Annotated in this window: 10 protein-coding genes and 1 tRNA gene; 3 read left to right on the forward strand and 8 right to left on the reverse strand. The window is 66.2% G+C overall.

The window, feature by feature from the left end:
• Window positions 1-310: 310 nt before the first annotated feature.
• The gene (locus LJ362_RS13730; RefSeq protein ID WP_264799609.1) at window positions 311-5,293 is read right to left on the reverse strand and encodes a DUF4011 domain-containing protein; all 4,983 of its coding nucleotides are present in this window, start codon (window positions 5,291-5,293) and stop codon (window positions 311-313) included.
• Between the two features lie 107 nt (window positions 5,294-5,400).
• On the opposite strand from LJ362_RS13730, the gene LJ362_RS13735 reads away from it, so the two are divergent.
• A tRNA-Arg gene (locus LJ362_RS13735) sits at window positions 5,401-5,473 on the forward strand.
• Window positions 5,474-5,628: 155 nt separating this feature from the next.
• Here the strand turns inward: LJ362_RS13735 and LJ362_RS13740 are convergent.
• The 7 genes from LJ362_RS13740 to LJ362_RS13770 form a co-directional block, all read right to left on the reverse strand.
• Entirely contained in the window at window positions 5,629-6,693 is a 1,065-nt protein-coding gene (locus LJ362_RS13740; protein WP_264799610.1) for a universal stress protein, read from the reverse strand.
• A gap of 182 nt (window positions 6,694-6,875) precedes the next feature.
• A complete protein-coding gene (locus LJ362_RS13745; protein ID WP_139468172.1) occupies window positions 6,876-7,376 on the reverse strand; it encodes an HNH endonuclease in 501 nt (166 codons plus the stop codon).
• A gap of 271 nt (window positions 7,377-7,647) precedes the next feature.
• A complete protein-coding gene (locus tag LJ362_RS13750) occupies window positions 7,648-8,682 on the reverse strand; it encodes a C40 family peptidase (protein WP_264799611.1) in 1,035 nt (344 codons plus the stop codon).
• 459 nt (window positions 8,683-9,141) lie between these two features.
• The gene (locus LJ362_RS13755; RefSeq protein WP_139908932.1) at window positions 9,142-9,828 is read right to left on the reverse strand and encodes a metal-dependent transcriptional regulator; all 687 of its coding nucleotides are present in this window, start codon (window positions 9,826-9,828) and stop codon (window positions 9,142-9,144) included.
• Window positions 9,829-10,091: 263 nt separating this feature from the next.
• Entirely contained in the window at window positions 10,092-11,564 is a 1,473-nt protein-coding gene (locus LJ362_RS13760) for an aldehyde dehydrogenase family protein (RefSeq protein ID WP_264799612.1), read from the reverse strand.
• Between the two features lie 143 nt (window positions 11,565-11,707).
• Window positions 11,708-12,076, reverse strand: coding sequence for a pyridoxal 5'-phosphate synthase (locus tag LJ362_RS13765; RefSeq protein WP_264799613.1), 369 nt, complete (start codon window positions 12,074-12,076; stop codon window positions 11,708-11,710).
• A 17-nt stretch (window positions 12,077-12,093) separates the two neighbouring features.
• On the reverse strand, window positions 12,094-12,378 hold the full coding sequence (locus LJ362_RS13770) for a pyridoxamine 5'-phosphate oxidase family protein (RefSeq protein ID WP_264799614.1): 285 nt from the start codon (window positions 12,376-12,378) through the stop codon (window positions 12,094-12,096).
• Between the two features lie 177 nt (window positions 12,379-12,555).
• Between LJ362_RS13770 and serC the strand changes: the two genes are divergently transcribed.
• Both serC and LJ362_RS13780 read left to right on the forward strand, forming a co-directional pair.
• Complete coding sequence (gene serC, locus LJ362_RS13775; protein ID WP_264799615.1) at window positions 12,556-13,737, forward strand: phosphoserine transaminase; 1,182 nt, start codon at window positions 12,556-12,558, stop codon at window positions 13,735-13,737.
• A 10-nt stretch (window positions 13,738-13,747) separates the two neighbouring features.
• Window positions 13,748-14,878, forward strand: coding sequence for an NAD(P)/FAD-dependent oxidoreductase (locus tag LJ362_RS13780; RefSeq protein ID WP_025780337.1), 1,131 nt, complete (start codon window positions 13,748-13,750; stop codon window positions 14,876-14,878).
• Window positions 14,879-14,918 lie beyond the last annotated feature (40 nt).

Raw genomic sequence — 14,918 nt, forward strand, 5'->3', positions numbered from 1 at the left:
TGACCAGTGTGGGGGCTTCTGCGAACGGTAGTAGTCCTCGGTGAAGCCGCCGCCACCGGAGTCGGCTTCATTGCGCAGAGTCGCTCGATATCGGCGCTTCGCCGCTTCGATCCGGGCCCTCCGAGACTCATCAGTTTCGGCATCGCCGTCGCAATGTGATGGCTGTACCGGCTCAGCGCCGGACTCGCCGTCGCCGTGCGGTGGCTCGTCCAGTTCAGTGTTCAACCCGCTGACGCTGGGATCAACCGTTTCTCGGTCGCTGCCGCTCGTTCCTCGGTCGCAATCAGCATCCTCGGTGCCGGTGGGCCGCTCAGGCATCGTCGTTCTTCGACCCCGACTTCGCCGAGGCGGTCCCGTCCATCCCGGATTCAGCCGACTCCGACTCGGACTCCCCCGACTCCGCCTCGGCCGAATCCGACCCGCCAAAGTCAGCGGCGGTCGAATCCTCGTCGGCCGAATCCGAGTCTGCGGACTCGGCCCCAACTGCACCGGCTGCTGCAGCGTCACGCGGTCCAGCTGCCTTCGCGGACGAACCTGCACCGTCGTCCCCGGCACTGTCGGACCCCGCACCGACCGAATCGCTGTGGACGGACTCGTCGGCCGCCTCGGGGACCTGCTCGTTGCTTGCGGTCTGCACGAGGCCGGCTGACCGGAGCTCGTCGGCACGGATCTTGCCGGTGTCGAAGGTCGGCAGGATCTCGTCTTCGACGGGTCCAGTCGAGTTGGACCGTGGGATGAACACCTCGGCGCCGGTGACCTTCTTCGCCTGCGCATGGCGTTCCCGGTAACGGTCCACGGCGGCCTGCAGCTGGGAATCGCCGCGGCTCGAGTTGCCCTTCTGCGCCAGGGCGGTGCGCAGCAGATCCTTGATCTCACCGTCGCCGCGCACGACCGCATCCGACTGGATCCAGTCGATCATCTGATCGAGGCCCTCGGCGGAGTACTTGTGCATCGGCAGACCGGGCACGAGCTTCGGTCGGCTGCCGGTGCGGCCGACGACCACCGAGGCGGCACGCGCCGCATTGAGCACGGCCTGCGGGCTCATCGTCTCCACGGTGGCACGCCAGGCCTCGAAGATCTTCTCGGTCTCGGACTGCGGGTCGACGAACGCATCGGTCGACCACACGCGCATGAACTTCCAGCCTCGGCGGCTCAGCTGTTCGGGCAGCACCCGGTCCCGCTGGCGCAGGCTGCGCATCGACGCGTATTCGGGTCCGTCACCGGCGACGGCGATGATCATTCCGTGCTCGTCCTCGGTGGAGTTCGCCACGGCCAGGTCGATGCCGTTGTAGTGCTCGTGAGCAACGACGCCGAGCTGCAGCAGCCGGTCGGCGATGTCGTTGAACAGCGGATCGTAGATCTCGCCGTGCGGTCCGGGCTGGTGGACGCCGCCGGTCGCGACCTCCTCGAGCAGCTGCGGGAGCATGACCGCTCCCCCGTTGAGTTTGCTGCGATCGAAGTCCTCGGCCTCGATGCTCGAGACCAGAGTCAGCCGCTTCCGGGCCCGCGTCATCGTGGCCGCGAGGATGCGACGACCGTCCGCCCCGGACAGCGGACCGAAGTCATGGATGACGCGACCGTGGACGGTGCGGCCGTAGCCGAGGGTGAAGATCACGGCATCGCGCGACATGCCCTGGACGCGTTCGGCGTCGGTGACGACGAACGGCTCCTTCGATGAGTCGTTGAAGAACGCCGCCACATACGGCAGATCCTTCATCGCCCGCGAGATCGCCGTCGCCACTCGCTGAGCGTGATGTGGGGTGAGCGCGACGACGGCCAGCGACTCTCGCGACCGGTTCCGCGCGTGTTTGAGCACCAGATCGACGACGCGCTTGACCTCGGCGTCGGGACTCTCGACCCGACCGGTGCCGATGTCTGTTGGGCCTCTGCCGTCGGCGACATAGGAGAATTCGAGGCCGCTGCCCTCACCGGTGTGCGCGGTCGGCAGCGTCGAAATCGTCGAATCGTAGAAGTGCCGGTTGGCCAGGTCGATGAGCCCGACCGGGGACAGTCGGTAGGAGTTCGACAGCCGCATCCGCGGCAGGAACTCGCCGAGGCGGTCCTGCACAGAGCGCGGATGTTTCCCATCGTCCATACCGAAGCGATCGACCGCGATCGAGAACGGCCGCGGTCCGAGCAGTCGGGAGTCACCGAGGGAGATGACCTGGCGGGCTCGGGTGATTCCGGGGACGACATCGGCCACCGAGAGCCGTCCGGCATCGGCGATGACGACCGCATCGAAGAGAGGCAGGGCGGAGAAGAGTTCGGGCACCGTGTACGGGCTGCCCATCCAGACCGGGGCCAGAGTCGTCAGCAGTTCGGGTGCCTGAGTGGAGATCCGCTTCGTCGAGGTGTGCTTCGACAGCAGCTCCTGTTTGATGACTCCGGCGGCGATCGGATCGGATTCGATTCCGCGCTTCCAAGCCTGCGCATGGTTGAAGCGCAGGCGGGAGGCGCCGGCGGCGACGAAGGCGCGGTCGTTCTCGCGGAAGCCTTCGGCGACCTGGTGGAGAGCGGCACCGTCGTGGCGGCCGATCGCGGGATCTTCACCGGCCATGGTCTGCAGCACGGAGGCCCAGTAGGCGAGGTCGAATTCGGGGCCGACGAGTGACTCGTCGACCTTGCGTCGGCGCAGATCGGCCATGAGGTCGCCGAGGCCCTCGCCGTCGAGCTCACGCTGCAGGCGGGAGCGTTCGGGCAGATCGGCGAGATTCTCCGAGTCGCTGCCCATCGCCTCGGCGCGTGCCTGGAGTTCCTCGATGAGCATCGATCCGAGGTCCCCGCCGTCCGGGGTCGTCTCGAGGATCGGGGCGAGCTTGGCCATATCGGCTTCGACGCTCTGGAGGATCTCGTCGGCTTCGAGGACGCCGCGCGGGATCTGCGGGCGGCCGTCGTGTCCGGCGAGGTCCGAGAGGATGACCCGCTGGGCGCGGACGTCGATGAGGGCCTCGTGGAGGTCAGTCACCTCGGCGCCGGGGCGGAGGAATTCCGCGGCCGACTTCTTCAGCCGACGGCGCTGCATCATGCCCATCTCGACGCCGACATCGGCCCGGTATTCGGGTGTGCCCGTGGCGGCGATGAGGTCGTCGAGGCGGTGATCGTAGATGTCGGGAGCGAAGTTGTCGAGCGTCTTGCGCACGCGCAGGAGCACGCGGATGGCGCGGGACCAGTCGTCGACATTGCGGCGCGGGTTGAGTTTCGCCTTCTGCAGCACCGGTTCGGTGGCTGCGACGAGGTCGGGGATCGTCCGGCCGATGCGTTCGGCCACGGTGCGTGCGGCTTCGGCTTCTTCGACGGACTTGAGGTCGGCCCCGAACCAGACGGTGTCTTCGACGTCGAGGGTGAAAGCACCCAGTCCGGCGAGTTCACCGAGTTTGCCGCGCAGGATGTTCCGGCGGTCGTCACTGGCACCGAGGATGTCATCGTCGAAGCGCACCGGGGTCTGCGGGGAGTCATCACCGGAGGTCAGTTCGGCGAGGTGCTGCATGGTTTCGTAGACGGAGACGTCCCACGGCTTGCGCCGGCGGTGCAGGGAGGAGACATGGTCGGCCAGGGTCGCCCGCTGTTCGTTGAGTTCGGTCAGCAGGTGGGAGAGGTCCGGGCGTTCGGATTTCTCTGCCGAGGCGATGAGACCGATGAGCTGTTTGCGGATGTCTTCCGAGCCGGCGCGGGTGTCGACAGCGAAGTCGGAGAGTCCGACCTCGCCGAGGCGGGCGGAGAAATCGTCGAGCGCATCGGAGGTCTGCGCGAGGAAGAGCACGCTCTTGCCGGTGTGTGCCAGTGTGGTGGCCACAGCGACGGCAACCTGAGTGGCACCGGTTCCGGGCGGGGTGTCGACGACGACGGAGTGACCGGACACGGCAGCGTCGACGACGGCCTGCTGGTCACCGTCGACATCGATGACGAGGAATTCTTCCTGCGGCTTCCGATCCGGAAGCGGGGTGATCGGCTCCTGAAGCGCAGCCGGTACGACGTCCTCGCCGTCGGCTTCAGCTTCGGGTGCTGTCTTCTCAGACTTGGTCGCCGATACGGCTTCAGCGTCGGTCGACGTCTTCTCGTCGACTGTGGTCGTGTCATCGGCCGAATCGGCGGCAGTGACCGGCTTCGCGGCGCCCAGTGGTTCGTCGGTGATCGGCACGGTCGGCTGACCGTAGTCCTCATCGTCATCCGCCTCCGCTGCGGCAGCTGTACCGGCAGCTGCCTCGGACGAAGACTTCGCGGACGAAGGCTTCTCTGGCGCAGACTTATCACCGGTCTTCTCGCCGCCGGTCGCCGACTCATCAGCGGACTCAACAGCATCCTCGGCGGTGTCGCTCTCTGCCGTTTCCGCAGTCTTCGTCTCGGCTCCGGACTTCACTGCGTCCGCGGAGGTCGCTTCAGGTGCTGGCTTCTCATCGCCTGCGGGTTCGGTGTCTTTGTCGTCGGACTCGGCGGCGGTCTCCGCCTCAACAACACCGGCGACCCTCTTGGCTTCGGCTCGCTTCTGCTCGGCTTCGGCCTTCTCTGCCGCAGCGATCTTCTCGTCCGGGAGGACACCCGGCTGCGGCACATACGAAGGCCCACCGAGGGAGGCGCGCACGTCCTCGTCGCCGGCCAGCGCACGCAGAACGGGGTGTTGGGTAGGCAGGTAGTCGGTGGAGAACGGGCTCGCGATGTTCGCGAACGTCGAGATGATCAGGCGGTGGTTGATCCGCAGACCGGGCACGTTCTGCCCCAGATCGCGCAGACGGTCGAGAGCCGGACCCGGATCGAATCCGTGCGGTCCACCGGTCGCGTCGACCCATTCGTCGACGGGCACGTCGAGGTCGTATTCCTCGCGCAGGTGCTGGACGAGTGCGGGGTTGATCGTGATCTCGTTGTCGAGCACGATCTCGTAGTCCTCGACGCGGGACCCGCGAGGCACCAGTGTGATGTGGCGCATGACGACGGGGGCGTTGAACTTGAACTTCGCGTCCTTTTCCGTCCACGAAGCGAATCCGAGCGCCAGGTGAGCGGTGCGGATGCCGCGTTCGTTGTCGAGCTGCTCTGCCTTCGACCGGATGGATTTCGCACGCCGGCGGGCATCCGTGAGGATGTCGTGGTCGCGGATGAGGCTGGAGAGTCGAGTGGCGCGACCGGCCAGCAGCTGCGCCAGGCCGGAGGGGTGGGCGCCGGAGAGGTCGATGCTGCCGTCACGCGAGTCCCGGAAATGAAGCATGGTGTCGCGACCGCCCAGATGGGCAGCCTGCTTCTTCCACTCGGCGAAGACATCTCCGAGTTCTGGGAACTGTTCGTCTCTAACGGAATCCGACACAATTCGACCCTAACGAGAATCTGTCCATAATAGGTGCTGGCACACCGTGGAACAGTGAGGTTTCTTCTACGCTACACTGGGTGTTCGTGGTTGAGGACGACCACCTGGCCCCCGTAGCTCAGGGGATAGAGCACCGCTCTCCTAAAGCGGGTGTCGGCAGTTCGAATCTGCCCGGGGGCGCCGGAACCACCTGACTGAGCAAGTTCCACTTGCCGATGTCGCCCAGACCCACCATCACCGAGGCGGCCGATCGTATCGATCGGCCGCCTCGGTGATCGTCTTCCGGCCTGAAGGATTCGAGCCTCGTGATCGGGGTTCTCGGACTCAGGACGGTTCTAGAGGCCAGGCTCTGCCGAGGCCTCGTTGGTCTTGCGTCGCCCGTGATCACGGGCGACGCGGACGACCATCGTCGGGCACTGCGAGTACGGCAGCACCGACTGCGAGGTCGAACCGAGCAGGAGCCCGGCGAATCCACCGCGGCCCCGCGATCCGATGACGAGCACTTCGGCCGTGTCAGAGGCGCGGACGAGCACCTCGGCGGGCTGGCCGTCAAATAGCGTCCACGTGACGTCGAGATCGGGGAACTCCTCGGCCAGGCGCTGCTTGGCGACGACGAGCTTGTCCGCACCCTCGTTGACGAGGCGTTCGAGATCGGCGGTGCTCGGCAGCCACTCGGGACCGATGACCGTTGTGGTGATCACGGCGACGATGTGCAGCGGTGAGCCACGGCGCACAGCCAGTCGGGCCGCCTTCCACAGCGCCGGGGATTCGGCGCCGAGCGAGTCGACGCCGACGACGACCTTCCCGTCGAAGCGCAGACCTTCGATCGACTCGGCATTCGGGTCGTGGGTTTCGACATCGACCCCGTCCTGTCGGATCGGCCGCGACGAGGTCGGGTGCGCGGGGCGCTCGGCCTGATCGTCCCAGCAGGAGGGGACGACGACCGTCGGGCACGCGGAGTGCGCCGGCAGAGCGCTCGAGACCGTGCCGAGGAGACGACCGGCGAAGCCGCCGCGCCCGCGAGAGCCGACAACGGTGAGGCAGCCGGTCTTCGATTCGTCGATGAGCACACCGGCGGCGTCTCCGATCTCGATGACCGCCTCGACGGGAACACCGGCGGCTTTGACCTCGGCAGCTGCTTCCTTGAGCGTGTTCGTCACGGCCGCGCGGATCGAGCTGTCGTCGATCGGCACATAGGACACGTCGATGGCGGCTGCGGCCACGCTCGGGATGGTGTAGGCGCCGACGAGGCGGATCGGACGGTTCAGGGAGCGAGCCTCTTGGATCGCCCAGGCCAGGGCGTTGCGGCTCGGCGGCGAACCGTCGATTCCGACGATGACGGCTTCGGGCTCACCGGCCGGGGCCGGGTCGGGGTTCTGTGGGCGATCCTGCTCACTCATCGCAAGCTCCTTGGGTCGAAGCGAACTTCTGTTTCGTCCACCCTAGAGCACATTGACGGTGAGAACTTCACCTATGTCACATCGTTATCCGAATTGCACCAACATTCGGACAACACCGTCCCCTATCTGGGACGATGCCGAATCTCGGCCGTGGAAGCCGGAGTCCGGAACCGCCTCGGCGATCAGGCGGCGCTGGAGTACTCGAGGAATGGTCGCCACTTCTCGACGGGTTTGTCGATCCCACGCATCCACAGCTGACCGAGGCGGGGCTCCTGCGGAAGGAAGCTGAGCTTCCATCCGATCTCACTGAGGGTGCGATTGCCCTTGCGATTGTTGCATTCGCGGCAGCACGCGACGAGATTCTCCCACGTGTTGGCTCCTCCGCGGGACCGTGGGACGACGTGGTCGACGGTGTACGCCGGTTTCGAGCAGTAGGCGCAGCGGTGGCCGTCCCGCCGCAGGACTCCGCGACGGGAGAGCGAGACGCGGCGGTTGCTCGGCGGGCGCACATAGCGGGTGAGCAGGATGACGGAGGGCTGATCGAGACTCATGTGCTCGGATCTCACCGGAATGTCCTCTGCGGCCAGGACTGTCGCCTTTCCGGTCAGCACGAGCACCACGGCTCGTGTGAACGGAACGATCGACAACGGTTCATAACCGGCGTTCAGCACGAGAGTCTTCATATCTCGCCCCTCATCTTCTTCTCTACTGGGCCGAAACCGGCTGCCCCGGCCCCAGGGAACACAAAAGGCGCCGTGCTCATGGGCACGACGCCTGGGAAAGAGGGCACGGAGACAGATATGTACTCCGCACCAGAGACTGGAGCGGCTATTCGAATTATTCGACTATGCCCCATCTGCTTTCCTTCGCATCAGCGGTTGACACCACTTGGTGTCCACCATTTATGGAACTCAATCTTCTCCAGAGTAACGCCGCGCGCGCCCGTGACCCAATTCATACGGCTCGCGTCACGGAAACTTCGGTTTCCGTTAACCGAATCTGGTAAGTGCGCGCGGGAGCACGGGCACCTGGACAGCTCCGATGAGTCGCCTCGGCGAGCTTGCAGGGCCGAACAGCGGGCGCCCGAAGTCTCCGGACATACGAATGCTCCCCGTACGACTCGAGGACCGTCGAGTCGTACGGGGAGCATTCGGAAAGAGAATCAGAGAACGCGGATGAAGGTGACGTTGCCCATCCAGCTGTAGCTGCGCTTCGAGGTTCCCGAGCTCGCGAACCGGCATCGTACATCTGTCCGCCACCGGCGTAGATGCCGACGTGGCCGGGGTGCCAGATGAGGTCACCGGGCTTGGCTTCGGACTGCGAGACGATCTGTCCTGCACCCTTCTGAGCACCGGAGGTGCGGGGCAGGTTCACGCCGACGTGGCTGTAGACCCACGAGGTGTAGCCGGAGCAGTCCCAGCCGCTCTGGCTGGTTCCGCCCAGGACGTAGGGGGTTCCGACGCCCTTGGCCGCCCAGGCGAGGACCTGCTCGGCCTTGGATCCGTCGATGGATCCCGAGTCCTTGGAGTCGGACTCGCCCGAGTCGGACGATCCGCTGTTGGCGGTGTCGTCGGAGGTTCCGGCTGGCTCATCGGAGTCAGCGGAGGAGGTTTCAGCGGGCTTCGGCTTGGGCTTGGGCTTCGGAGCAGCCTCAGCGGTGATGGCCTTGCTCTCGACACCGAAGGAATCGGACTTCTCGTCGTCCTTCTTGTCCTTCTTGCTGTTCGAGTCGTCGCCGATGGTGACGGTCTGGTTCTCGAAGTCGACCTTCTGGGTGGTCTCGGCTTCTGCGGAGACCTTGCTCTGGTCGTCGGCTCCCTGGCCGGCGGCCGGCATCACTGCGGCGGTCAGCAGACCACCGCTGGCAGCGACAACTGCTGCACGACGGCCGAAGACGCCTGAGTTGGCGTTCAGAAGTTCAGTGAGTTCGGTCAGTGGAGTCTTGACCTTGGCATCGGCGGCGCGGCGGCCATGCTGCTTAGTTGCCACGTTTTCCCTCTCGTCCCTATTGGCTGCTCTCAGCCAACCGCCACTATCGGTCCTTGGTATCCCACAGCGAGCGCGGCGTTCGGTTCTCGCTGTGCAGTCGTCATTGCGTGAACGACCTCCACAACTGTAACCAATCGGTGACTGATTGTCACGTTTTTGTCACAACCACCGGAGGAGAACCGTGATGTTTTCCATAAAACCGCAGGTCAGAGGCCCTAAACGGCGTAGAATATTCGTAACATTTCCTCGTTATACGACGTGACCCAGGGGTGGAAAATCCACTCCCTGGGTCAGAGATCACAGTCATTTGTAACGAATCGGGGTTCGGGCACCCGCTCTTTCGTTACCGTTGCTCGGTCTCGTCGTTATCCAGACACAGTCCTGCGGTTACCGAGACGCAGTCCCGTCCCGTTACCGAGACGCAGTCTCGTCGCTATCGGGCGGAGGCTTCTGGGCGTCTCAGCTTCGGTAGGCGAAGACGTGCGAGGCGGTCTCGACCGGCAGGTCGAGTACGTCCTGCGCGCCGGGCACCTGCACGGTGATGTATTCGCCGTTGCGTGAGATCTCGACGTCGCTTCCCGGCAGGACGCCGGCGACCTGGAACTGCTGAAGCAGATGGATATCGACCTGCAGCGGTTCGGCCAGCCAGGCGATCGTCAGCTTCTTCGCACCGTCCCGGCCGACTGCCGTGGCGAGGTCGATGACGTCGGTGGTCTTCGAGGCTTCGCCGCCGATGACGTCGAGTCCGGGGATCGGGTTGCCGTAGGGCCCGGTGGAGGTTTCGGAGAGCAGCGTCACCAGCTTGCGCTCGACCTGCTCGCTCATCACGTGCTCCCAGCGGCAGGCCTCGTCGTGGACGAGTTCCCATTCGAGTCCGACGACATCGGAGAGGAGACGCTCGGCCAGACGGTGCTTGCGCATGACGTCGGTGGCGATCCGTCGGCCCTCCGGCGTGAGCTCGAGATGGCGGTCGTTGCCGACGTGGAGCAGTCCGTCGCGCTCCATCCGCGCCACCGTCTGTGACACGGTGGGGCCGGAGTGATCCAGGCGCTCGGCGATGCGGGCACGCAATGGAACGATCGACTGTTCCTCGAGCTCTATGATCGATTTGAGGTACATCTCGGTTGTATCAATGAGGTCGTTCACTTCTGACCAGCCACTCCACTCTTCGTCTTCAGGTCGTTTCGACCGTTTCAGGCGTTGTCACCATTTCGGGTCGTTCCGACCCTGCCCCGCCCCGCACAGGCGAACCCGTTCGCAGCCGTTGCGATCTGCCCCAATCCTATCGTGCGTTCAGCAAATCCCGTGAGTCGAGGAATCGCCCCGTCCCGGACGCGGCCTCGGTCGGCCCCCGACGGCTCGACCGGGGTGTGCATCTGCCCGCTCGGGAAGAATTCGCACCGACCTGCTCAGCCCGCATTCGTGTAGGTCGTCTTGTGCACTGTGAAGAATTCGCGTGCCGCCCGAGCCTGTTCGCGGGGACCATAGCTAGACCCTTTCCGTCCGCCGAAGGAGACATGATAGTCCACTCCTGCCGTCGGGGCATTGACCATGACCATTCCGGCTTCGGCGTAACGCTTGAAGTGGGTCGAATATTTCAGGGAGGTCGTGAAGATGCCCGAGGACAGTCCGAACTCGGTGTCATTGGCCACGGCCAGCGCTTCGTTGTAGTCGGCAACCTCGATCACCGAGGCGACCGGACCGAAGACCTCTTCGACGTTGATCGTGTCGCCCGGTTTCGTGCCCGTGACGAGCGCGGGGGCGAGGAAGTACCCGTCCGTGTCCGAGTCGACGAGCTCACCGCCGGTGACCTCCCCGCCTTCGACTCGCGCCTTGGCGATGTAGTCGAGGTCCTGGTCGAGCTGGGTCCGGGAGACCACGGGTCCGATGGCGATGCCCTCGGCGCGGGCGTCTCCGACGGTCAGCGCCGCCATCTTCTCCTTGAGCAGCGCGACGAATTCGTCGTGCACATCGGAGGTGACGATGAGGCGGGAGGACGCGGTGCAGCGCTGACCGGTGGAGAAGAAGGCTCCGTTGATCGCGGCCTCGGCGGCCGCTTCGAGGTCGGCGTCGCCGAGCACGACGAGCGGATTCTTCCCGCCCATCTCGCACTGCACCCTGATCTGGTGGGCCGCAGCCGATGCGATGACGGACCGTCCGACGGCGACGGATCCGGTGAAAGTCACGGCGTCGACCTTCGCCGAGGTGGACAGTGCGTCCCCGACCACGGAGCCCGGCCCCATGACGAGGTTGAGGACCCCATCGGGCAGTCCCGCCTCGGCGAGGATGTCGGTGAGTGCATAGGCGCTGGCGGGGGCGAGTTCGGCCGGTTTGAACACGATCGTATTGCCGAAAGCCAGGGCCGGGGCGATCTTCCAGGCCGGGATGGCGATGGGGAAGTTCCACGGGGTGATGATGCCGATGACGCCGATGGGCTCGTGCGTCATCTCGGCGATGAGCCCGGGGCGGACCGAGTCGACAACCTCACCGGTGTTGCGGATGGTCTCGCCGGCGAAGAACTTGAAGATCTGGGAGGCGCGCAGCACCTCGCCCTTGGCTTCGGCGAGCTGTTTGCCCTCTTCCCGGGCGAGCAGATCGCCGAGTTCGTCGGCGCGTTCGGCGATGAGGCTGCCGGCCTTGTCGAGGATTGCGAATCGCTGCTGTGAGCCGAGGTCCGCCCAGGCGGGGGCGGCAGCGCGGGCGGTATCGATCGCCGAGGCGACCGTGGCGGCATCCGCGCGGGCGTAGCGGCCGATCACATCGGAAGGATCGGACGGGTTCGTATTCGTCGACCGGTCCTCACTGGGCACCCGTGCGCCGCCGATGAGGTTGTCGAACACGGCGTCGGGTCCGTACTGGGTAATGCCTACTGGGGGTGTCATGGGTGCTCCTTTGCATCGACTGCGCCCGGTTGCGGTGCGCATGTAGTGACCATTGTGCTGGGTGGCCGGCACCCTGTGCCGATTCATTCTGCAACACGGAAAGCCAGTGCCCTGGGGCTGCGCCTCAGGGGTAGGGCAGAGCCTCAGGGGTAGAGACGGACGACCTCCCAGGCCGAGGAGTCGTCGAGGTCAGCTGCTTCGTGGCTGCCGTCGGCACGGCGGAAGACCCACCGGTCGTGGAACCGGTTCTGCTGGCCCTGCCAGAATTCGATCTCGAAGACGCGCACGCGGAATCCGCCCCAATGGTCGGGCCGCGGAACGTCCTGGCCCTCGAGCTCGGCCGTCGCGGCATCGTATTCGGCCTGCATCTGTTCGCGGCTGGTCACCGGTTGGGACTGCTTGGACACGGTCGCCCCGATCTGCGATCCACGGGGGCGCACGGCGAAGTACGCGTCCGAGTCCTCGGGGGCGGCCACCTCGGCGAGGCCGCGGATGCGGACCTGTCGTTCCATGTCCTGCCAGGGAAAGTTCACGGCGATGCGGGGGTCGCCTGCAGCTGCCGGCCCTTCGCGGAGTCGTAGTCGGTGAAGAACAGGAGTCCGCGTTCGTCGAGGCCTTTGAGCAGGACGATGCGCGAGCTCGGGCCCCATTCATCCAGGGTAGAGACGGTCATCGCATTCGGTTCGCGGACATGATCGGCCGCCTCGTCGTACCACCGGCGCAGCAGATCTAGGGGTGCTGCGTCGGGGTGTTCGAAGACGGCTGAGTCGTAGGACTTGCGGGTCTGCGGGAGACGATCGACGGGCTCACTCATGTCTTCACTCTACGACGCGGCACGGACACGAGTCAGCCAGGTCCCGCCTCGGTGGGGGCGATCGAGCCGGGACCCGCCTCGGCGGGTGTGGTCGAGACTGGGAATGTCGAGGCGGCACGTCCGTCACATGACGGACCGGTCCCGGGCGCCGGGCGGGCCCGCCGTAGAATGTCGAGCGTGACTGCGACGAATATTGAGATCCCGAAGAACCTCCTGCCCGCCGACGGACGCTTCGGGTCCGGCCCGGCCCGCATCCGCCCCGCCCAGATCGAGGCGCTGACCTCGGCCGCGACCGAGGTGCTCGGCACCAGCCACCGCCAGGCGCCGGTGAAGAACCTCGTCGGCCGCATCCGCTCCGGACTGGCCGAGCTGTTCAGCCTGCCCGAGGGCTACGAAGTGGTGCTCGGCAACGGCGGGTCCACCGTGTTCTGGGACGTCGCGGCATTCGGCCTCGTCCGCGAACGGGCCGCCCATGCAACGTTTGGCGAGTTCGGTCAGAAGTTCGCAAAGGCCACCGACACCGCCCCACACCTGAAGTCCTCCCTTATCCTGGGCGCCGAACCCGGCACCGCTGCGATCCCGTCGCCGGAGGCCCTGGCTGCTGCTGGTCTTGTGAACTCCCCCGCCGAGGCGGCCACCGGCGAGAACGCCGCCGACGTCTTCGCCTGGCCCCACAATGAGACGTCGACCGGCGTCGCCACCCGAATCGCACGTCCGGCCGGGATCGCCGAGGATGCCCTCGTCGTCATCGACGCCACCTCCGGAGCGGGCGGGCTGGCCGTCGACATCGCCGAGACCGACGTCTATTACTTCGCCCCGCAGAAGAACATGGGCTCCGACGGCGGCCTGTGGGTGGCGATCATGTCGCCGCGAGCGATCGCCCGCGCGCAGGAGATCAAGGACTCCGGGCGCTGGATCCCGACCTCGCTCGCTCTGGTCACCGCGATCGAGAACTCGGCCAAGGACCAGACCTACAACACCCCGGCGGTGGCGACCCTGCTGCTGCTCGCCGAGCAGATCGAGTGGATCAACGGCAACGGCGGACTGTCGTGGGCGGCCGAGCGGACCGCGGAGTCCTCCGGGCTCGTCTACGACTGGGCTGAATCCGCCGAGGCGGCCCACCCCTATGTCGCCGAGCCGGCCGACCGCTCATCGGTCGTCGCCACCGTCGACTTCGATGAGTCGGTGGATGCTGCGGCCGTGGCCAAGGTGCTGCGGGCGAACGGCGTCGTCGACGTGGAGCCCTACCGCAAGCTCGGCCGCAATCAGCTGCGCATCGCGACCTTCGTCTCCGTCGACCCCGACGATGTGCGGGCACTGCTGAGCTGCATCGACTTCGTCGTCGACGCTCTCAAGTAACGCGACCGACATGCCTGCACACACCGTCGACAGCTCCGCCCGCGTCGGCATCATCGGCAGCGGAATCGCCGGGGCCAGTGTTGCCTTCGGCCTCGCCTCCCGCGGGGTCGACGTCACCATCGTCGACGATGCCATGGCCGGGCAGGCGACAGCTGCCAGCGCGGGGATCATCGCACCATGGGTGTCGACGAGCACCGGTGCCTACTACGAGACGTACGCGGCGGGAGGGAACTTCTATCCGGCGTTCCTCGAGGCGCTGCGTACGCTCGGCATCCCCGACCTCGGCTATCGCAGGTCCGGTGCCCTCGTCGTCAACAACGACCCGGGGACCCTCGCCGAGGCGGCTGCGACCATCCGTTCTCGTGTCGCGCCCGCGGGGACCGTCGCGGGCGAGGTCCATGACCTCGATGCTGCGGAGCTTCGCGAGATCTTTCCGCCGATCGCTCCGGACATGACCGGACTCCTCATCACCGGAGGCGGCCGTGTCGACGGGCGGGTTCTGCGCGATGCGATCCTCACCGGAGCGCGCCTGCATGGCGCCAGAACGGTCGCAGATTCTGCACAGGATGTCACCGCATCGAGCGCGGGCACATGGTCGGTACGCACCACCTCGGCGACGGAGGACTTCGACGCCCTCGTCATCGCAGGTGGGGCGCGGAGTGCCGAGCTCCTCGGACGACTCGGCCACGCTGTGGGGATCGTCCCTCAACGTGGTCAGCTGCTCCATCTGGAGCTGCGCGGAGTCAACACATCGCCGTGGCCGACGATTCACCCTCTCGACCATCACTACATCACACCCTTCGACGGAGGCCGCATCGTCGCAGGCGCCACCAGGGAGGACGGGGTCGGCTTCGACGTCCGCGCCACTGCCGCCGGAACGCAGCAGGTCCTCGACGACGCGCTGCGGATCGCCCCGGGCCTCGCACAGGCTACCGTTCTCGAGACCCGCGTCGGAGTGCGCCCCATGTCGACGCGCGAGGGGGCACTGCCGTACGCGGGTGCGGTGCAGGGCGCGGACGGACTGTGGCTGGCTTCGGGATTCGGCGCCGGCGGACTCACGATGGGCCCACTCATCGGCGATGGTGTGGCCAGACTGATCCTCGGCGAAGAAGCACCGGAGATCGCCCACCTGGCTCCGTGAGCGGTGCTCTGCCGGTGATAGTGAAGGGTCCCAGCTGCCC

It is taken from the genome of Brevibacterium sp. JSBI002 (genome assembly GCF_026013965.1).
GTDB lineage: Bacteria > Actinomycetota > Actinomycetes > Actinomycetales > Brevibacteriaceae > Brevibacterium.